This is a genomic window from Mesorhizobium sp. M0001, assembly GCF_040324255.1.
GTDB lineage: Bacteria > Pseudomonadota > Alphaproteobacteria > Rhizobiales > Rhizobiaceae > Mesorhizobium.
Genome location: NZ_JAMYVS010000011.1, coordinates 154,466 through 173,050, shown reverse-complemented (window position 1 = coordinate 173,050; position 18,585 = coordinate 154,466). Strand labels below are relative to the sequence as shown.

The window sequence follows — 18,585 nt, the reverse complement described above, 5'->3', positions numbered from 1 at the left end:
GGCGAACTTCGCTGACTTGGCGATCAAGTCCACTTGAAACAGAATAACAGCGGCTGGGGGAAACATGTTTGCGCATCTTTTTCGCTGCGGATTCCAAGAGTTCGTGCTCGGAGTCGCCGGGTCGTCTCTGGCAGCTCTCGTCCTTCTAGTCGGCATTCAACCGATCGGCGCGCAAACCACGGCAGTGTTCTTCGACTATCCCGGGACCTCACTGAACGGGTTCGTCAGCGCGCAGGTCATCGCACCCTTGGAGGCGTGTCGTTCCCTTTGCACCTCGCGTTCGGGCTGCGTTGGGTTTGACCACTCGACCGAGGGCGGCGTTTGTCGGCTTTTGGCGAGCGTAGGCTCCGCCAGCCAAAATCGGCTTTCGACGGCAGCCACGCGGAACCTGATCGCCGGCTATCGTCCTCCCTCAAACCCACCCGAGGCGCCTTCCGCCGTCCAGCCGAAACCCGCAGTTGTGCGCTCGGAGCCGCCAGACATCAGTGGCCGCAAGGTGAGTTATCGATCGATTCCCGGCGATCCGAGGCCGATAGGCTGGGTCTATATCAATGTCTGCAGCGGAGCCCCGGTCGATGCGGCCTCACTTCGCAGTTCCATCAACGGATATGTTTTTGAATCGTTGCGCGTTATTCCGGGCAGAATTGAACAGTTTGACAGGAATACCACACCGCAATGTGCGCTGGTGCCCAAGGCCGTTGGCTATGCCTCGCCGAGCGCCGAGGAATGGAGAATTGGAGCGGTGCTGGAGGAGATGCGTCCGATCCTTCGTGCTGCAGGAGTGGGAACGCGCGCGGACGGTCTATTGCCCATGCAAGGTTCTGACCGCTACCGCATCGATATATGGCTTAGTCACGAGTGAATGCCTCGGCTTCACTGCGGGACTGGCAGCGCGGCGAAATCCGAACCGAATGCCGTTGGGATAAGCGAAAATATCGTGATCGGGATGTCCCAAGACCCTTCGACGCTAATATGCGAAGGTAAGCCCCACCAGATGGACACTTCAACGGCTCGATCGTATCAGCAGCCATCGAGTGCTTTTATGCCTTCGATGTAGTCCTTGCCGCCCTCATTCACTGTCCTCACTTCGGCGCGGCCAGTGCATGTCGTCGCACCCTTCCTGAACGCATAGCTGACGAAGAACAAGTCTTCTGCCTTCGCTTGGATGCCGAGAAGCTTAAGCGGCGCCTGCATCCCTCCGTAGAAGCCACTCAGGGCGGCTGCGGAGAGAGGACCCTTGGCGCTCTTTTCTGGAACTACAAACCGCGCCGCCTCCTTGCCGTCCCCAGTGCCGAGGGCCAGATAAAACGCCCGCACGACAGTCGCGGCAGTGCCGTATTGGTCAGTGATGTCCTCTTCAGGCGCGATGCTCCCGACAACGGCCATGAGCGGGGCTCGGTGATTTGCGTTATTTGCAGCCCATCGATCAACGACGCCGACAGTCACGCGGCGTCCGATCAACGATGCCATGGCGCTTTCCATACCGCCCACCGGCACGACGTGAACCTCGCGGAAACTGGATGCGGGATCAGCAAAGTCCGCGCCCTCAAGGCAGATGTCGGCATCCAGTTCCAGTAGGTAAGTCGGCTCGGGCTGATCTCCTGCCTGCACGTCTTTGTAGTTCGGCGGCCCGGGAAGTATCCGACGATCGAGTTGGCCGCTCAGCTGCGATGGCTGCCCTTTTGAGATGTCGTAGCAGGCGGCCTGCGCTCCGCTGACCGCAACGATACCGTAGAAAACCAATGCGGTTGCCCCAAGATATTTCATAGTTCGCTCCCAACAAAGCCAACGCCATATGGCATTCATTCATGGCGTCGTTCAACCGATACATGACCGAGTGTTTTTAACCCTCGTTCTTTGCAAGATCGTCGCCAAATGCTCGATGCGCATCATAACCTCGCCGCGTGACGGCTGGTTCGGCGAACGCCAGGCAAGAGTCGGGCAGCATGTGCGCGCAGGCACTGTTGGTCGCCGTCGTGCCTCGGAGCGTCTGGGTCGTGGCTAATTTTCAAGGAGACACAGATTGCCGCGTTGTGCATTGGCGACAGGATTGCAGTATCAGTCGATGCCGTCCCCGGGAGGGGCGCATTGAGAGCTTGTCGCCAGCCAGCGAGGCACAGTTTGCACTCCTACCGGCAGACAACGCGACCCGCAATTTCACCCGCATCGTTCAACGCATACCAGTTAAGATTACCTTAGATCAGGGGAAACCAGGCCTCGATTGCTTGCGACCTGGTATGTCAGCTTTCGTGGCACTGTCACCTGCTAGGCATCCCGGACGACAGAGTGGAACCTTAACGGCGCAAATTGATGATCTGAAGTGATGGCCGGCGACGGGAGGAGCTCGCCCGCTCCCATGACCAGACACGAACGTCGTCAATGGGACGGCAGCGAAACGTCCGCCTATTCACGACTTCAGCCCAAAAGCTGCCAGTCAGCTGCCGGCCCCATACAAGTCATTCGCTGGTCACCTCGCGATGACATTTCTTGGCGAACCCAACCGTCCAAGCCTGCAACGTTCGCAGGATCGCAGGGGCGCGTATATTGGGTATCTTCGATACTCTGAAACGTCACGCCATGCTGCTTCCGTTTAACAAACCTCGGAGGCTGCGCCCATGACACCGACGAAGCTCCTTGTCGGTCAGATCGTAGTTGTATTCGCCATCGTCATCCTCGGCGTATGGACAGCGACTCAATGGTGCGCCCACATGCTGGATAATCAGCCGCAGCTTGGCGCGCCATGGTTTGTCGCGGCGGCCTGGCCGATCTACAAGCCGTGGAAACTGTTCGAATGGTGGTTTCAATTCGACGCCTACGCCCCTGGGGTCTTCGACAAGGCCGGCATGCTTGCCGGAGCCAGCGGGTTCCTGGGCTGTGCGGCCGCAATAGCTGGCTCCCTCTGGCGCGCGCGGCAGAGGGGGTTGGTCACCACCTATGGCTCCTCACGATGGGCCGCGGCTCGGGAAATCGAGAAAGCAGGCCTGTTTCAGCCGACCGGCGTTTTCCTTGGCAAACTGAAGGATCACTATCTGCGCCATGACGGGCCGGAACACGTCATGGCCTTTGCGCCGACACGTTCGGGCAAGGGCGTCGGATTGGTCGTTCCAACTCTTCTTTCCTGGACCGGCTCGGCCGTCATTCACGACATCAAAGGCGAGAACTGGCAGCTGACCTCCGGCTGGCGGTCGAAGTTCTCGTACTCCCTTTTGTTCAACCCGACCGATCCAAGGTCGGCGCGGTACAACCCGCTGCTGGAAGTGCGCAGGGGCTCAGATGAGGTCCGCGACGTTCAGAACATCGCCGACATTCTCGTCGATCCGGAAGGCGCGCTGGAGCGGCGGAATCATTGGGAGAAGACTAGTCATTCACTCTTGGTCGGGGCCATCTTGCACGTGCTCTACGCGGAAGAAGAAAAGACGCTCGCGCGCGTCGCCACTTTCCTGTCGGATCCGCAACGCTCGTTTGCCGCGACACTGCTGCGGATGATGACCACCAACCACCTCGGCACGGCGGACACACCTCGGGTCCATCCCGTCGTGGCCTCGGCGGCTCGCGAGGTGCTGAACAAGTCAGAGAACGAGCGTTCTGGCGTTCTCTCGACCGCAATGTCGTTTCTCGGGCTCTATCGTGATCCGACGGTTGCCTCGGCAACATCGGCCTGCGACTGGCGCATTGCCGACCTCATGGATGCGGAACGACCGATGTCGCTCTATCTAGTGGTGCCGCCATCGGATATTTCGCGCACCAAGCCACTGGTGCGACTGGTGCTCAATCAGATCGGCAGGCGACTGACGGAGCGGCTGGAAGGTGACCCGAAGAAAAGCCGCAAGTACCAACTGCTCATGATGCTAGACGAATTTCCGGCTCTTGGTCGCCTCGACTTCTTCGAGACCGCGCTCGCCTTCATGGCGGGTTACGGCATCCGCGCCTATCTGATCGCGCAATCCTTGAACCAGATCTCCAAAGCCTATGGCGAGAACAACGCCATTCTCGACAATTGCCATGTGCGCATTGCCTTTTCCTCCAACGACGAGCGCACGGCCAAACGCATATCGGATGCGCTCGGTACGGCGACGGAACTCAGGTCCATGCGCAACTACGCCGGCCACCGGCTGGCTCCCTGGCTTTCGCACGTCATGGTCAGTCGCCAGGAGACTGCTCGCCCGCTGCTGACGCCTGGCGAAGTGATGCAGTTGCCGCAAGCTGACGAATTAATCCTTGTTTCCGGGTTGCCGCCGATCCGCGCCCAGAAGTTGCGCTATTACCAGGATCCGAATTTCACCGAACGGGTGCTGCCGGCGCCGGTGTTGCGGGAGGGTCTGTACGCGGACTGTCCTACGTCGCGCCCCGACGATTGGAGCGGACAAGTCCGCAGTGTTGACCGCCGTCTCGCTGCCGATGACGAACACGCCGGCGCGGCAATCGAAGAAGGGAGCGGCGTGCAACAGCAGCGTCATCCCGGCCTGCCTGAAGAACACGTCGTCGTCTCTCGGGAGCCTGATCAGGATGACCTCTTCAATCTGTCGGACGATGACGCCGAGGCACTCGCAGACAAGCGCGTCATGGACCGGGTTTCTACCGCGGCGAGCGCCTACGGCCTCAACGAGGGAAGGGGCGAAGACAAGGACATCATCCCCGGCTTCTGAACGCTTTCCGCAACTGAGGCGTATCTCGGCGTAGATAACGCCCATAAGCGATTTTGCGGATTTCGGCGATGTTCGTTCGCACCGCCGGCGCATCAGCGCCGGCCAGTCGGAACGAGACGTATGAAGCCCCATCGCATTCGCCACCAGTTTCTGCTCGAACCCGAATTGAGCGAGAAGCTGGAAACCCTCAGCCGCAACCCGTCGACCACGAAATCGGCAATCGTCGCGAAAGCGGTCGAGGCCTTCATCGAACGGCGTGGTGAAAACGAGCTCGACCAGCGCTACGGCAACCGGCTGGACCGTCTTTCCCGCGATCTCGACCATGTCAGGCGCGACGCCGAAATAACTCTGGAGAGCCTGGCGCTCTTAATCCGCTTTTCAATCACGCTTCATGCCCACACGCCAATTCCGGATCGGGCGACACAGGCGATCGCCCAAGAGCGCTTTGACAAATTCGTCGAGCAGGTCGGTCGCCAGATAGCCTCCGGGAAGCGCTCGCTTGGTTACGGCAATGGCAACGGAGGCGAAGGATGAACTCTCATCCCGCAGCCGACCACCGCCGCCGAGCCATGCTGCGCACAGCCATGGGCGCCGCGATCACCGAGGCCCTTTCCGATTCGACCGTCATCGAGGTGATGGTCAATCCCGACGGCACGTTGAGGCTCGACCGGTTGGGAGAAGGCCGGGTCGATACAGGCGTGCATATGCATCCTTCCGAGGCGGAACGCATCATCCGGCTCGTCGCCTCCCATGTACGCGCCGAGGCGCATGCAGATAGTCCGATTGTCAGTGCCGAATTGCCATCAGGCGAGCGCTTCGAGGGTCTGCTACCGCCGGTCGTGCTGGCGCCATGCTTCGCCATCCGCAAACCGGCGGCAAAACTCTACACGCTGGCCAACTACGTCGCCGATCGCGTCATGCTCCCGCTGCAGGCTGATGCCCTGAGGAAGGCAGTGCGCGAGCGGCGCAACATCCTGGTCGCCGGCGGCACATCGTCGGGCAAAACGACACTTACCAATGCTCTACTGGCAGAAGTCGCCGAATGCGATGAGCGGGTGATCCTGATTGAGGACACCCGCGAGCTGCAATGCGCGGCCAAGGACTGCGTTGCCATGAGGACGAGGCGAGGCTCCATCACACTCGCCGATCTCGTACGCTCGACCTTACGGCTGAGGCCCGACCGCATCATCGTCGGCGAAGTCAGAGGCGCGGAAGCGCTCGATATGCTGAAGGCATGGAACACCGGACATCCCGGCGGCATTGCCACGGTTCACGCCAATTCGGCACGCTCCGCACTCTATCGTATTGAGCAGCTCGCCCAGGAAGCCGTTGTCACCGTTCCCCGCCGGCTGATCGCCGATGCCGTCGATTTGGTCATCTTTATTGCCGGAAGAGGACCCGCGCGCCGCGTTGACGCGATCGCCGAGGTCACGGGTCTCGACGGCAGCGGCGATTACGCCGTCACCCCGCTCACACTTCCGCAACTCCAGCAGCTCTGAAAGGTCACCTCATGCGCAAGAAGCTTCGCTTTCTTTCGTTCGCCGCCGTCGCGCTTCTTCTCACGGCCCAGGCCCACGCTGCCGGCTCCGGCATGCCGTGGGAACAGCCGCTTCAGCAGATTCTGGAATCGGTGCAGGGACCGGTCGCCAAGATCATCGCGGTGATCATCATCATCACCACCGGCCTGACCCTTGCCTTCGGCGACACGGCGGGCGGTTTCCGCCGGCTGATCCAAATCGTCTTCGGCCTGTCGATCGCCTTCGCGGCTTCGAGCTTCTTTCTTTCCTTCTTCTCCTTTGGCGGCGGGGCAGTCGTCTGATGAGCACCGGAGAGCAGCATATCGAAGGCTTCGAGGTTCTGGTCCATCGGGCGCTCACCGAGCCGATCCTGCTCGGCGGCGCGCCGCGGGCGGTGGCGATCCTCAATGGCACGGTGGCCGCGGCCATCGGCCTAGGCCTGCAGCAGTGGATTGCCGGTCTGATCCTCTGGATCGCCGGCCACACGCTCGCGGTCTTTGCCGCACGGCGTGATCCGGATTTTGCCAGCGTGCTTGTCCGTCATCTTCGTCAAAAGGGCTGGCTTGCATGCTGAAGCTTTCCGAATACCGCGGCAAAGCCGACCGGCTTGCCGACCATCTGCCGTGGGCAGCACTCGTCGCGCCCGGCATCGTGCTCAACAAGGATGGCAGCTCCCAGCGGACATTGCGGTTTCGTGGCCCCGACCTTGAAAGCGCGACGGAGGCCGAACTTATCGGCATATGTGCGCGGGCAAACAATGCGCTGAGAAGGCTCGGCTCCGGCTGGGCATTATTCTTCGAGGCCGAGCGCAGCGAAGCGCTGGGCTATCCGAGCTCGGCGCTTCCCGATGCTGCCTCATGGCTGATCGATGAGGAACGGCGCGCGGCCTTCGAGGGCAAGGTCGCGCATTTCGAGAGCATCTATCATCTGACCTTGGTCTTCATGCCTGGGCCCGATGGCCAAGCGCGCGCGGAAAGTGCTCTCGTCGACTCGCATGACTTGGGAGGGGAAAGAGACTGGCGCCAGGAGCTTGCCCGGTTCCGAGACGAGACTGACCGTGTTCTCGATCTTCTTTCGGGCTTCATGCCCGAGGTGCGCGCGCTCGACGATGCCGAGACCCTGACGTACCTGCACGGCACGATCTCGACACGCCGTCATCCGGTCGCCGTGCCGGAAACGCCAATGTATCTCGACGGCGTCCTGGTTGACGCGCCGCTGACCGGCGGCCTAGAGCCGATGCTGGGCGAGCAGCATCTGCGCACGCTCACAGTTCTCGGCTTTCCGAACGTCACCCGGCCAGGAATCCTTGATGCGCTCAATAACCAGGATTTCGCCTATCGCTGGGTGACGCGCTTCATTCCACTCGACAAGGCGGAAGCCACGAAGACGCTGACTCGGCTCCGCCGGCAGTGGTTTGCCAAGCGCAAATCGATCGCGGCTATTCTGCGCGAGGTGGTGACCAACGAACCGGTGCCTCTCGTCGACAGCGACGCCGACAACAAGGCGCTCGATGCCGATGCAGCACTGCAGGCATTGGGCGGCGATCATGTCGGCTTCGGCTATCTCACCACAACGGTGACGGTGTGGGATCAGAACCGTAAAGCCGCCGCGGAAAAGCTTCGCGCCGTCGAGCGGATCGTCAACGGGCTCGGCTTCACCACCATTCGCGAAAGCATCAATGCCGTCGAAGCGTGGCTTGGTTCATTGCCGGGTCATGTCTACGCCAACGTTCGCCAGCCGCTCGTTCACACGCTTAACCTTGCCCATCTCGTGCCGCTGTCGTCCGTGTGGGCAGGTCCAGCGGAGAACGAGCACCTTGCCGAGGTCACCGGCGATTACGCTCCGCCGCTTCTTTTCGCCGAAACCAGCGGCTCGACGCCGTTTCGGCTTTCGACCCATATCGGCGATGTCGGCCACATGCTGATTGTCGGGCCGACCGGTGCCGGCAAGTCGGTTCTGCTTGCCCTGATCGCTTTGCAGTTCCGGCGCTACGCTGGCGCGCAAATCTATGTCTTCGACAAAGGCAATTCGGCCCGCGCCGCCGCGCTTGCCATGGGCGGCGACCACCATGCGTTGGGTGCGAATGGTGCGCTTGGTTTCCAACCGCTGCGCCACATCGACGACCCGGCCACACAGAGCTGGGCGGCCGAATGGATCGCCGGCCTCATTGCCCACGAGAATGTCACCGTCACCCCGGAGGTGAAGGAGGCAATCTGGTCGGCGCTCACCAGCCTCGCCACCGCGCCGGCGCAGGAACGCACGCTGACTGGCCTGTCGGTCCTGCTTCAGTCCAATGCGCTCAAATCGGCATTGATGCCCTACACGCTCGACGGACCATTCGGCCGCCTGCTCGATGCCGATGACGACCGGCTGGCCATCTCGGATGTGCAGTGTTTCGAAACCCAGGAGCTGATGCACAGCCAAGGCGCTGTGCTGCCTGTGCTCACCTATCTGTTCCATCGTCTTGAGGACCGGTTTGACGGGCGGCCGACGCTGCTCATGCTCGACGAGGCCTGGGTCTATCTCGACAACCCGCTCTTTGCCGCCCGCATCCGCGAATGGCTTAAGGTGCTGCGTAAGAAAAACGTCTCCGTCATCTTCGCGACGCAGTCGCTTGCCGACATCGCCGGCTCTTCTATCGCACCCGCAATCATCGAGAGCTGCCCGCAGCGCATTTTTCTCCCCAATGATCGTGCGGTGGAGCCGCAGGCACGGGCAGCCTATGAGCGCTTCGGTCTTAATGAGCGACAGATCGAATTGGTCGCCCGCGCCACGCCGAAGCGCCACTACTATCTGCAGTCGCGCCGCGGCAATCGCCTCTTCGAGCTCGGGCTAGGCCCGATCGCTCTTGCGCTTTGCGGCGCCTCCGACCCGGCCGCGCAGACCCTGATCGACAATATTCTTTCCGAAGAAGGGCAGGGCAGCTTTGCCGCCCGTTTCTTCAGTGCGCGCGGCCTGGATTGGGCTGCCGAGCTTCTCCAGCAATTTCCTCAACCTAACAAGGAGCAATCGTCATGATCGGACGCCGCCTTTTTACTAGCCTGGTCACCGTTTCCCTGATTGCCAAACCGATGGCTGACTACGTCCAGCCGGCCTATGCGCTCATCGTGTTTGACCCGTCCAACTATACGCAGAATGTGCTGTCGGCAGCACGCGCATTGGAGCAGATCAACAACCAAATCCAGTCGCTTCAGAACCAGGCGACCATGCTGCAGAACATGGCGCGCAACCTTCAGCGCCTGGATTTCTCTTCCGTGGGCCAGCTTACCGGCTCGCTCCAACGGATTGACGGTCTGATGACCCAGGCGAGCGGCCTGAGCTTCGATCTCGACAAGCTGCAGGACCAGTGGCGCCAGCAATATCCGGAAAGCTACGACGCCACCATCAAGGTCAGCGATGTGGCGAGCGCCGCGCGCGAGCGCTGGCAGAGCGCCATGCAGGCGTTCCGCCAGACCATGAGCGCGCAGTCGCAGATCGTCGAGAACGTGCAGGCCGATGGCGACCTGCTTACCGACCTCGTCAATCGCAGTCAGGGCGCGGCAGGTGCCCTCGAGGCAAGCCAGGCCACCAATCAGCTGATCGCGCTTTCGACCAAGCAGCAGATGCAGGTCCAGACGCTGCTTGCGACCCAGTTCCGGGCCGAGGCCGAGGATGCGGCGCGCAAGGCGCAGTCTGAGGAAGCCGCTCGCGAGACGACGAAGCGTTTCCTGGGCACCGGCACGGCTTATCCCGGCAACTGAGCGGCAGTTCTTCAAGACAACGAGGAAGGCGGCGACATGAACGACCTCGGAGTCATCGATCGCTTCATGGAGACCTTTACCCGCTACATTGACAGTGGGTTCGGTCTGCTTTCGGGCGACGTCGCCTTTCTCACCACCATTCTGATCGGCATTGACATCACGCTCGCGGGCTTGGTCTGGGCGTTCGGCGGCGAGCCCAACATACTTGGCCGGCTTGTTCGCAAAGTGCTCTATGTCGGCGCCTTCGCCTTCGTCCTGAACAATTTCAAGAACCTCGCCGACATAATTTACCGCTCCTTTGCCGGTCTCGGCATCAACGCATCGCCCGGCAACCTGTCCGCCGACAGTCTCCTGCGGCCAGGCCGCATTGCCGCGGCCGGCTTCGAGGGCGCCTGGCCGCTCCTCAATCAAGCGAGCCAGCTAGTAGGCTTCCCCGAGATCTTCGGTAACGCGCTCACCATCTTCGTGCTGCTTCTGGCCTGGTTCCTGGTCCTCATCGCCTTCTTCATTCTTTCCATCCAGCTCTTCATCACCATCCTCGAGTTCAAGCTCACCACGCTGGCCGGCTTCGTCCTGGTGCCCTTCGCGCTCTGGAACCGCTCGGCGTTTCTGGCCGAGCGCGTGCTCGGCAATGTGATTTCGTCGGGCATCAAGGTGATGGTGCTTGCCGTCATCGTCGGCATCGGCTCCACGCTCTTTGGCGAGTTCGCTTCCGCCCTGCAGGGCCAGGAGCCGGACCTGGCGGCGGCCATGTCTCAGGTACTGGGTGCACTGGCGCTGCTTGGGCTCGGCATTTTCGGCCCCGGGATTGCCTCGGGTCTTGTTTCCGGCGCGCCGCAGCTTGGCGCCGGCGCGGCACTTGGAACAACGGCGGCCGCAGCTGGATCAACGCTCGTTGCCGGAGGCGCTGCGTTTGCCGGCGCGCGCATGGCAACAGGCGGCGGCCTCGCCGCAGTCCGTGCCGGCGCCGCTATGGGGTCCGCTGCCACCGTCGCTTGGCAGACGGGGCGCGCGACATCGCCCGAGTCCGGGCTGTCCGGGGTAGCTGCTGGGCTGCAGGGGGTTGCGAGTGCCGCTAGCGGCGCCGCGGTGCGGGGAATGCGATCCGCAGCAGAACCATTCCGCCGTAGTGCCGACGCCGGTCGCGATGCCGGCTGGACCGCGACCGGCGGCATGCCGACCAGCTCGATGAGCGGAAGCTCTCCAGTTATAGCTCCCGCGGCCGCGCCTGCCTGGGCAAGGCGTCTGCGTTCCGAACAGACCGCACGCGCCCATCGCAATGCTGCCACGCAGGCGGTGCGCGATGGAGATCGGGGCGGAAGCGGCGCCAATCCCTCCCTCAATGACAAGGAAGACTAGATGCTCTTCAAGCGACCCGTTCAGCGTTATGGAAAGACGCCCGAACCCGTAACACCCTACCAGAAGGCCAGCCAACTCTGGGATGAGCGCATCGGCGCGGCGCGCGTGCAGGCCAAGAACTGGCGCTTCATGGCCTTTGGCTGCCTGGCTCTGACGACGGGGCTTTCCGGTGGGCTTCTGTGGCAGTCGATGCAGGGCCGCGTCGTGCCTTATGTCGTCGAGGTCGACCGCTTTGGCGAGGCGCACGCGGTCGGGCCGGCAGTCCAAAACTACCAGCCCGACGATGCCCAGATCGCCTGGCATCTCAGCCGCTTCATCCAGAATGTTCGTTCGGTTTCCACCGATGCGGTTCTGGTGCGGCAGAATTGGCTGTCGGCCTACGACTTTGCCACCGACCGAGCGGCGCTCTTCCTCAACGAATATGCCAAGGCGAACGACCCTTTCGGCCAAATCGGCACGCGCAGCGTGTCAGTACAGGTGACCAGCGTGGTCAGGGCTTCCGACAGCTCGTTCCAGGTCAAATGGACCGAGCAGGTGTTCGAGCGCGGCAGCCTCGCCAGCACGACGCGCTGGATCGGGATCCTCACCATCCTCATCCGCCCGCCTAGGACAACCGAGCAGCTGCGCAAGAACCCGCTCGGCGTCTTCATCAACGCCATCGACTGGTCGCGCGAGCTCGACAGCGCCGCGCCAACCCCCGTTTCCCCTAAGGAGCCCGCCAATGACAAATAGAGCCCCATTGCTTCGTGCTGCCTTGATCCTGTCGGCGTCTGTTGCGGTTCTTTCGGCCTGTGCCTCGAAGCCAGTGCCGCCGCCTCAGATTTCCTATGACCACGAGGACTTCAAACCAGCCGCGATCGAGAAGGCGCCGGAGAAGCCGGTCAAGGTCGTGGAAGTGCCGAAACCGTTACCGTTGCCTGGTCAGTTGATGCCCGCACCCGGCAAGCCCGCCCCAGATAAGCGCTCGCCGGAAGAACAGGTCGCCGATGCCAACAAGGCGGCGACGCAACAACCCACCAAGTTTGGCTATGTCAATGCGGTGCAGGTTTACCCCTTTGCCGACGGCGCGCTCTACCAGCTCTACGCCGCGCCGGAGCGCGTCACCGATATCTCATTGCAGCGGGGCGAGAAGCTGACCTCGGTCTCAGCCGGCGATACGGTCCGTTGGGTAATCGGTGACACCGTTAGTGGCTCAGGCGATGACCAGCGCACTCATGTGCTGGTGAAGCCATTCGCGCCGGGGCTTGCCACCAATCTGGTCATCACGACGGACAGGCGATCCTATCACCTGCAGCTTCAAAGCACTGAGAAAACTGCCATGGCGGCGCTCTCCTGGATTTACAGCGAAGACCAACTCGTGGCGCTTCGGCGGCGCAACGCTCAGGCAGAGGCTGAAATGCCCGCGGCCTCGAACGTAGCACTCGAAAACATCCGCTTCCGCTATTCGATCGCCGGCGACACGCCACCGTGGAGACCGACGCGCGCCTTTGATGATGGCAGCAAGGTCTATATCGAATTCCCGCGCCGTATCGACCAAGGTGAGGCGCCGCCGCTCTTCATCGTCGGAGCCGACGGGGACAACCAGCTCGTCAACTATCGCATGCGCGCCAACTACTACATCGTCGATCGCCTCTTTGCTGCGGCCGAGCTAAGGCTGGGCACCAAACAGCAGCAGGTGGTGCGCATTACGAGAACCGACGGTCGGCAACCGCCGCGGCGGGTTTCGCTGTTTTCGCGTTTTGGCAGGTAAGGGGAGGCTCATGACCGATACTTCCCACCCGAATGCTCCGCCGAAGCTCAATCCCGAACAGCTGCAGCTGCGAGCCTCACCCCGCCGAGCGGTGCGGTTCAGGCGCGGCATAATTGTCGCCATCGCTGCTGTTGGTTCCGGCGCTGTTTTTGGCGTCACGATGATGGCGCTGCAGGGGCCCGCATTGCGCCTGAAACAGCAGGCCGAAGAGCTCTACAGCACGGACCGCAAGCCGACCGCCGAGGGACTTGAATCGCTGCCCAAGGACTATTCCGGGAGCAAGCCGAAGGCTCCGGTGCTTGGACCGCCGCTGCCCGGGGATCTCGGCCGTCCTATTCTCGAGCACCAGCGCCAGCTTGGCATCGCACCTGGGCAAGACGTTTCCGCCGAGGCGCAGCGGCTTGCACAACAAGCCATTGAAGCGCGCGAGTCGCAAGTCCTGTTCCGCATCGAAACCCGACTCCAGCAAACGGAAGCTTTTAGCAATGGGCAGGGCGGACGTTCACCTTTCGAGACGGCGCCTCCGCAGCCAGATACCGAAGGCGCGCGAGCTTCCGTCGCCCCGGCCGAGGGCGACCAGAACAACCAACAGCGCAAGCTCGATTTTATCGATCAACGGAACACCAGCGGGATCTACAATCCGCATGCGCGGCAGACGCCGGCCTCGCCGTATCAGATCATGGCCGGCAGCGTGATCGCTGCAAGCCTGATCACCGGCATCAATTCCGACTTGCCCGGCCTCGTTGTCGCGCAGGTTACCGAGAATGTGCGCGACAGCGTCACCGGCAGCACCCTGCTCATCCCGCAGGGCTCACGGCTGATCGGCACCTACGATAGTGTTGTAGCCTTTGGCCAAAGGCGCGCTCTGTTGGTGTGGCAACGCATTGTGATGCCGGACGGCTCATCGATCGAAATCGACAATCTGCCCGTGACCGACGCGGCCGGCTATGCCGGGCTCGAGGACAAGGTGGATTTCCATACTTGGCAGCTGATCAAGGGCGTCGCGGTGGCCACATTGCTGGGGGTTGGTACCGAGTTGAGCTTTGGGGAAAATGAAAGCGACTTGGTCAAGGCAATTCGTGAATCCACCCAGCAGAACGTCAGTCAAGCCGGCCAACGGATCACTGAAAAGAACCTGAACATCCAACCCACGATCACCGTCCGCCCTGGTTGGCCGTTGCGCGTCATCGTGCACAAGGACCTCGTGTTGCGGCCATACACGGGGTGAACAGGAGGACTTTCATGGCTAACCTGAAACTCGGAAAACTTCCGGACCGGACGCCTTCGAAGATCACCATCACTGTTGGCGCCGACTTGAGCCAAGCACTCAACGACTATGCCGCACTTTACCGTGAGACCTATGGAGAGTCCGAAACCGTGGCGGAACTGATCCCCTTTATGCTGGTCGGGTTCCTGGAAGGCGACCGGGCGTTTGCCAAGGCCAGAAAGGAAGGTCTGCCGGGCGCTGGCGTGTCGGAGAAACCACGAAGGCAATCATCTTCCACACTGGACAACGGTTAGCGCTTGGTGTCGTTTTGGAGCACGCTAGGTTCTTGATCCTGACCGGGTTGCCGCCGGTCCGTACTCCACCAGTTCGAGTGCCCCCTCCTTTGTGCAGGAATTCGCCTGAGCGAGTTCGGAGCGCCTCTTCAAGGAAGCGATGATTGCGCTCCTGTACATCGAGGTGCGCCGGCGTCGGAAAGCACGCGACAATCCATTGCCACACGCGGTGTTGAAACGAGCCTGAAGGCATGTCTAATTCCAGCGGTTACCCTGAGAAGACACTGAGTCTGAGGGAGATTCAAGTTTCAGGGGAACAACTGAGCCTGCTAGACAATAAAGGTTGTGCATAAAAAGCCGTGGCTTTTTCTTGCGGCCGGCCTCGTTCTCTTCGGACAAAAAATCGATCTTGTCACGATGCCGCCAGACCGGATGCTGAATGACAGCTTCTCGCCAACAGTAATTGAATAGCGGACCAGACCGCTCCCGGCCCCGACAACGTTGTTGAGTTCTCGACCAGCGGTCATTCTCGATGGTACCGTTGCGAAAGGTCGATCGCACATTGTTGCGTGGCCCAATGATTTTATATAGGTTCGTATATGAAGGTTGCCGATATGTGAACCTATATAGCGTTAAAGTTGATATAGTAACGTATATTGACACCCGTCATATACGAGCCTATATCAGGCTAGCTCATACAGAAATTATATACGCCATGAAGATCAAAACAGCTCGCGACATTGGAATCCTGATCAAGGAGGCCCGCACCCGGCGCGGCCTGTCACAGGCTGCCTTGGCCAAAGTGATCAACACGACGCAGACGTGGGTGTCGTGGATCGAGAACGGCAAGCCCAGCGCCGAGATCGGCAACGTGCTGCTGGCGCTGACCACGCTTGGTGTGGAGATGGACTTTCAGATCCCGCCGGCGCCGACGTCGGCTGATCATCATCATAATGCCGATGAACGGCATGTCGACGATGACGACGAGGAGATTCCCTACAAGCTCTAGATGACGATGATCATGATGAACCCGATCGACACCCTCGACGTCTATATCGCTGGCAGACCGGTTGGGGGGCTCCACCACCTGCAGGGCGGCAAGCTTTCGTTCTCCTATCACGAGGCATGGATGGAAGGCCGGGTGGCAATCCCGCTCTCCCTGTCCATGCCGACGATCACCAGGACCTACGAGGGCAAGGTCGTCGAGGCATTCCTCTGGGGCCTACTGCCGGATAATGAGCAGACCCTCGCCAGATGGGCGCAGAGGTTCCAGGTCTCCGCCCGAAACCCGTTTGCCCTGCTCAAGAATGTCGGCCGCGACTGCGCCGGCGCCGTCCAGTTCCTTTCGCGTGGCGACCAGATTTCCCGCGGCGAGAACGTGGAGTTGCTCACCGAGGCGCAGATCGGCGACCGCCTGCGCGATCTGCGCAAGGATGGTGCAGCGACCCGGCGAATCGGCGATCCTGGTCAGTTCAGTCTCGCTGGTGCGCAGGCAAAGACGGCGTTCCATTTCGACACGGGCAGCAATCGCTGGGGTATTCCTCTAGGCGACACGCCCACGACACACATCTTAAAGCCGCCTTTGCCGCACTTGCACGGGCATACTGAAAACGAGCATTTCTGCCTGCAGCTTGCATGCAAGCTCGGCATGGACGCTGCACACAGCCAGGTTCTCGACTTTGCAGGCGAAAAGGCGATCGTTCTCGAGCGCTACGACCGCCGCAACATCGACGGCAAGACCATCCGCATCCATCAGGAGGACATGTGCCAGGCCCTGTCGGTGATGCCGACGCTAAAGTACGAGAACCAGGGTGGGCCAGGTATCACGACGATCTCCAAAAAGGTGCTGTCGGCCTCCCTCGACCCCGTCCAAGACCGTCAGACCTTCATGGCCGCGAACGTCTTCAACTGGATCATCGCCGGCACGGACGCGCATGCAAAGAACTACTCGATGCTGCTCGGTGCCCAGGGCGAGGCCCGCCTAGCTCCGCTCTACGACATCTCCTCCATTCTGCCGCACCTCGGCGAGGGAGAGATCCAAGCTGAGATGCGCGACCTTAAACTGGCGATGAAGATCGACAGAGTTTACCCGATCGACGAGATCATGCCGCGCCACTGGGGGCGCTGTGCGTCCTCAGCAAAGGTCGGCGCCGAGTACACGGTGCGGACGATCCGCCATCAGCTCGCGGTGATGCCCGATATGGCATCGGAGTGCGCCCAAGAGCTTCGCCAAGAGGGGATCATCCATGAGATCGTTGGTCGCCTCGTCGACGCGATCGCGACGCGCATCAAGGGCTTGTCCCGGATCTATGGAGAGGAAGCCGCCGCGGAGCCCCTGGAGGTTGTGGAGGTGAAAGTCGGGCGGGGATAGCGGATCCACGGACTAATGCCGGCGAAACGGACGCGACCGCACACTGCCCAAGGGATTCTCGCTCTAGTAGCGCGGCCCCGGGCCGGGTAGATGGCCGGTTTCGGAACCGGCCTCCGGCATCTTGAATGATGGGAATGGGGTCGGCTGCAGAACGGCAGCTTCCCGCCAAACGTTGCCCAAGAGCGGCCAGTCCAGTCCGCTCTCGGCCAACCGTCATCATTCACCAACCTTATTGATTCCCCGGAGAGAAAGTTGATCCTCCGGGCCGACGATTTGGCGCGAGTTTCGGCGTTTTTCGACGGTCAGTATGATTTCCGGCGGTTAGAGATTTGCATCGGCGTTTGGTGAACGGCCGCTGTTGGGTTCAAAGTGGACGGTCGCGTTGGCTTGCGGCGTCCCTCGATTGAGATCACCCGCGGGTTTTTGCTCTTGAGTTCATCCAGATAGTCGGCCCACCATTGCATCATTTTCACGCGCTCGTCCCAGTGCTCTGCCCGGGCGTAGGCGCGCCGAACGTCGTTGTTCTCAATGTGGGCCAGCTGCCGCTCTATGGCGTCCGGATGCCACTTGCCGCATTCGTTCAGCAGAGTTGATGCCGTTGCTCGAAAACCATGCGCGGTTGCTTCTTCCTTGCCGTAACCCATACGACGCAGCGCGGCGTTAAGCGTGTTGTCGGAAATCGGACGCGAAGCCGACCGAACACTAGGAAACAGCAGCGATCCATCACCAGAGATTTCTCTCAGTGAAGTCAGGACGCTGATCGCTTGCTTTGATAGGGGTACGCGGTGCGGCCGTCGCATTTTCATGCGTGCTTCAGGGATCGTCCACACCGAGCTTTCAAAATCGAACTCTTCCCATTCAGCGGCGCGAAGCTCGCCGGGGCGGGGAAACAGCAGCGCTATCAGCTTTAGACCGGCTCGGGTTGTAGGCTGTCCATCAAATGCATCGATCCCCCTCAGCAAACCGCCCAAGGCCTTCGGATCGGTAATCGCGGCGCGAGACGTTACCTTCGGACTGATGAGTGCGCCTCTGAGGGCGAAGGTCGGATCTGTCTCGGCGCGTGCGGTCGCGATTGCGTATCGAAACACGCTGCCGATGGTGGAGCGCAGTCGCCTAGCCGACTCGTATCGACCGCGAACCTCGACGCGACGGAGGGCGGTAAGGATGATAGCCGGATCGATCTTCCGAATGCACTTATCGCCGATTATCGGATAGGCAAAGTCGAGCAGCCATTTGACCTTGCTGATCGTCCGGACGGCACGTCCCTCCTTCTTCAGCTTGTCAACATATTCGTCCGCGATTGAGCGAAAGGAGTCCTTTGCCGAATCGGCCTTCCGCAAGCTGCGTTCCTTTCCAGGGTCGACGCCAGCTAGCAGGAGCCTTTTAGCATCATCGCGCGCCTCCCGTGCCTCGGCGAGAGAGATAAGCGGATAGCTCCCCAGCGCGAGCAGTTTCTGCTTGCCGTCAAAGCGGTAGGCGAGCCGCCAGAGGCGAGAGCCCGTGGGCTGTACCCATAGCTGCAGCCCGCCCCCGTCAGACAATTTCACGAGTTTGGAAGCAGGGCGGGCGTTTCGACATTTCACGTCGGATAGGGCCATTCGTCAGGTCTCCCTTGGCTGTTTCGATACCATCAGGATGTCGAATACCAACGGAAATACCATCCCCCCGCCTCGTTGGACCAAATGCGCCCGAAGCGCTCTCT

The 18,585-nt window shown here is 61.1% G+C and carries 17 protein-coding genes; 15 read left to right on the top strand and 2 right to left on the bottom strand.

Translation table 11 applies throughout. The features are described 5' to 3' along the window. The first annotated feature begins 64 nt into the window (after positions 1-64). Positions 65-862, top strand: coding sequence for a PAN domain-containing protein (locus NKK50_RS25580; RefSeq protein WP_023772749.1), 798 nt, complete (start codon positions 65-67; stop codon positions 860-862). A 158-nt stretch (positions 863-1,020) separates the two neighbouring features. Here NKK50_RS25580 and NKK50_RS25575 read toward each other — a convergent pair whose 3' ends face one another. Then, entirely contained in the window at positions 1,021-1,767 is a 747-nt protein-coding gene (locus NKK50_RS25575; protein WP_352544010.1) for a hypothetical protein, read from the bottom strand. 848 nt (positions 1,768-2,615) lie between these two features. Between NKK50_RS25575 and NKK50_RS25570 the strand changes: the two genes are divergently transcribed. From NKK50_RS25570 to NKK50_RS25505, 14 genes are all read left to right on the top strand, one after another. After that, positions 2,616-4,646, top strand: coding sequence for a conjugal transfer protein TraG (locus NKK50_RS25570; RefSeq protein WP_352544009.1), 2,031 nt, complete (start codon positions 2,616-2,618; stop codon positions 4,644-4,646). Positions 4,647-4,766: 120 nt separating this feature from the next. Further along, positions 4,767-5,180: a CopG family transcriptional regulator gene (locus NKK50_RS25565; RefSeq protein ID WP_352544008.1), complete on the top strand. Its 414-nt coding sequence runs from the start codon at positions 4,767-4,769 to the stop codon at positions 5,178-5,180. After that, positions 5,177-6,145 carry a P-type conjugative transfer ATPase TrbB gene (gene trbB / locus NKK50_RS25560; protein ID WP_023689363.1) on the top strand — a complete coding sequence of 323 codons (969 nt, stop codon included), beginning with the start codon at positions 5,177-5,179 and terminating at the stop codon, positions 6,143-6,145. Before NKK50_RS25565 ends, trbB begins: the two co-directional genes overlap by 4 nt. Positions 6,146-6,156: 11 nt before the next feature. Next, positions 6,157-6,465 (top strand): TrbC/VirB2 family type IV secretion system protein, encoded by a 309-nt coding sequence (locus tag NKK50_RS25555; RefSeq protein ID WP_023689362.1) that lies wholly within the window; start codon positions 6,157-6,159, stop codon positions 6,463-6,465. After that, on the top strand, positions 6,465-6,737 hold the full coding sequence (locus NKK50_RS25550) for a VirB3 family type IV secretion system protein (RefSeq protein ID WP_023689361.1): 273 nt from the start codon (positions 6,465-6,467) through the stop codon (positions 6,735-6,737). Before NKK50_RS25555 ends, NKK50_RS25550 begins: the two co-directional genes overlap by 1 nt. Further along, a complete protein-coding gene (gene trbE, locus NKK50_RS25545) occupies positions 6,731-9,181 on the top strand; it encodes a conjugal transfer protein TrbE (protein ID WP_352544007.1) in 2,451 nt (816 codons plus the stop codon). Before NKK50_RS25550 ends, trbE begins: the two co-directional genes overlap by 7 nt. Next, entirely contained in the window at positions 9,178-9,903 is a 726-nt protein-coding gene (gene trbJ, locus NKK50_RS25540; RefSeq protein WP_352544006.1) for a P-type conjugative transfer protein TrbJ, read from the top strand. Before trbE ends, trbJ begins: the two co-directional genes overlap by 4 nt. A gap of 36 nt (positions 9,904-9,939) precedes the next feature. Then, positions 9,940-11,262, top strand: a complete 1,323-nt coding sequence (trbL, locus tag NKK50_RS25535) for a P-type conjugative transfer protein TrbL (RefSeq protein ID WP_023766655.1) — start codon at positions 9,940-9,942, stop codon at positions 11,260-11,262. Beyond that, a complete protein-coding gene (gene trbF, locus NKK50_RS25530; protein WP_023766656.1) occupies positions 11,263-11,994 on the top strand; it encodes a conjugal transfer protein TrbF in 732 nt (243 codons plus the stop codon). After that, positions 11,984-13,012 carry a P-type conjugative transfer protein TrbG gene (gene trbG, locus NKK50_RS25525; protein ID WP_352544005.1) on the top strand — a complete coding sequence of 343 codons (1,029 nt, stop codon included), beginning with the start codon at positions 11,984-11,986 and terminating at the stop codon, positions 13,010-13,012. The genes trbF and trbG overlap by 11 nt, the downstream gene beginning before the upstream one ends. Before the next feature lie 10 nt (positions 13,013-13,022). Further along, the gene (locus NKK50_RS25520; RefSeq protein WP_023766658.1) at positions 13,023-14,240 is read left to right on the top strand and encodes a TraB/TrbI/VirB10 family type IV secretion system protein; all 1,218 of its coding nucleotides are present in this window, start codon (positions 13,023-13,025) and stop codon (positions 14,238-14,240) included. Positions 14,241-14,254: 14 nt separating this feature from the next. After that, positions 14,255-14,533, top strand: coding sequence for a DUF2274 domain-containing protein (locus tag NKK50_RS25515; RefSeq protein ID WP_352544004.1), 279 nt, complete (start codon positions 14,255-14,257; stop codon positions 14,531-14,533). 694 nt (positions 14,534-15,227) lie between these two features. Continuing rightward, positions 15,228-15,521 (top strand): helix-turn-helix domain-containing protein, encoded by a 294-nt coding sequence (locus NKK50_RS25510; RefSeq protein WP_352544003.1) that lies wholly within the window; start codon positions 15,228-15,230, stop codon positions 15,519-15,521. Continuing rightward, positions 15,522-16,883 carry a type II toxin-antitoxin system HipA family toxin gene (locus NKK50_RS25505; RefSeq protein ID WP_050589496.1) on the top strand — a complete coding sequence of 454 codons (1,362 nt, stop codon included), beginning with the start codon at positions 15,522-15,524 and terminating at the stop codon, positions 16,881-16,883. Positions 16,884-17,185: 302 nt separating this feature from the next. Here the strand turns inward: NKK50_RS25505 and NKK50_RS25500 are convergent, their stop codons facing one another. Next, entirely contained in the window at positions 17,186-18,481 is a 1,296-nt protein-coding gene (locus NKK50_RS25500; RefSeq protein WP_352514695.1) for a tyrosine-type recombinase/integrase, read from the bottom strand. Positions 18,482-18,585: the final 104 nt, after the last annotated feature.

Bases quoted from the DNA above. Each gene is read 5' to 3' on its own strand.
- NKK50_RS25580 (WP_023772749.1), top strand. From the start codon at position 65: ATGTTTGCGCATCTTTTTCGCTGCGGATTCCAAGAGTTCGTGCTCGGA.
- NKK50_RS25575 (WP_352544010.1), bottom strand. From the start codon at position 1,767: ATGAAATATCTTGGGGCAACCGCATTGGTTTTCTACGGTATCGTTGCG.
- NKK50_RS25570 (WP_352544009.1), top strand. From the start codon at position 2,616: ATGACACCGACGAAGCTCCTTGTCGGTCAGATCGTAGTTGTATTCGCC.
- NKK50_RS25565 (WP_352544008.1), top strand. From the start codon at position 4,767: ATGAAGCCCCATCGCATTCGCCACCAGTTTCTGCTCGAACCCGAATTG.
- trbB (WP_023689363.1), top strand. From the start codon at position 5,177: ATGAACTCTCATCCCGCAGCCGACCACCGCCGCCGAGCCATGCTGCGC.
- NKK50_RS25555 (WP_023689362.1), top strand. From the start codon at position 6,157: ATGCGCAAGAAGCTTCGCTTTCTTTCGTTCGCCGCCGTCGCGCTTCTT.
- NKK50_RS25550 (WP_023689361.1), top strand. From the start codon at position 6,465: ATGAGCACCGGAGAGCAGCATATCGAAGGCTTCGAGGTTCTGGTCCAT.
- trbE (WP_352544007.1), top strand. From the start codon at position 6,731: ATGCTGAAGCTTTCCGAATACCGCGGCAAAGCCGACCGGCTTGCCGAC.
- trbJ (WP_352544006.1), top strand. From the start codon at position 9,178: ATGATCGGACGCCGCCTTTTTACTAGCCTGGTCACCGTTTCCCTGATT.
- trbL (WP_023766655.1), top strand. From the start codon at position 9,940: ATGAACGACCTCGGAGTCATCGATCGCTTCATGGAGACCTTTACCCGC.
- trbF (WP_023766656.1), top strand. From the start codon at position 11,263: ATGCTCTTCAAGCGACCCGTTCAGCGTTATGGAAAGACGCCCGAACCC.
- trbG (WP_352544005.1), top strand. From the start codon at position 11,984: ATGACAAATAGAGCCCCATTGCTTCGTGCTGCCTTGATCCTGTCGGCG.
- NKK50_RS25520 (WP_023766658.1), top strand. From the start codon at position 13,023: ATGACCGATACTTCCCACCCGAATGCTCCGCCGAAGCTCAATCCCGAA.
- NKK50_RS25515 (WP_352544004.1), top strand. From the start codon at position 14,255: ATGGCTAACCTGAAACTCGGAAAACTTCCGGACCGGACGCCTTCGAAG.
- NKK50_RS25510 (WP_352544003.1), top strand. From the start codon at position 15,228: ATGAAGATCAAAACAGCTCGCGACATTGGAATCCTGATCAAGGAGGCC.
- NKK50_RS25505 (WP_050589496.1), top strand. From the start codon at position 15,522: ATGACGATGATCATGATGAACCCGATCGACACCCTCGACGTCTATATC.
- NKK50_RS25500 (WP_352514695.1), bottom strand. From the start codon at position 18,481: ATGGCCCTATCCGACGTGAAATGTCGAAACGCCCGCCCTGCTTCCAAA.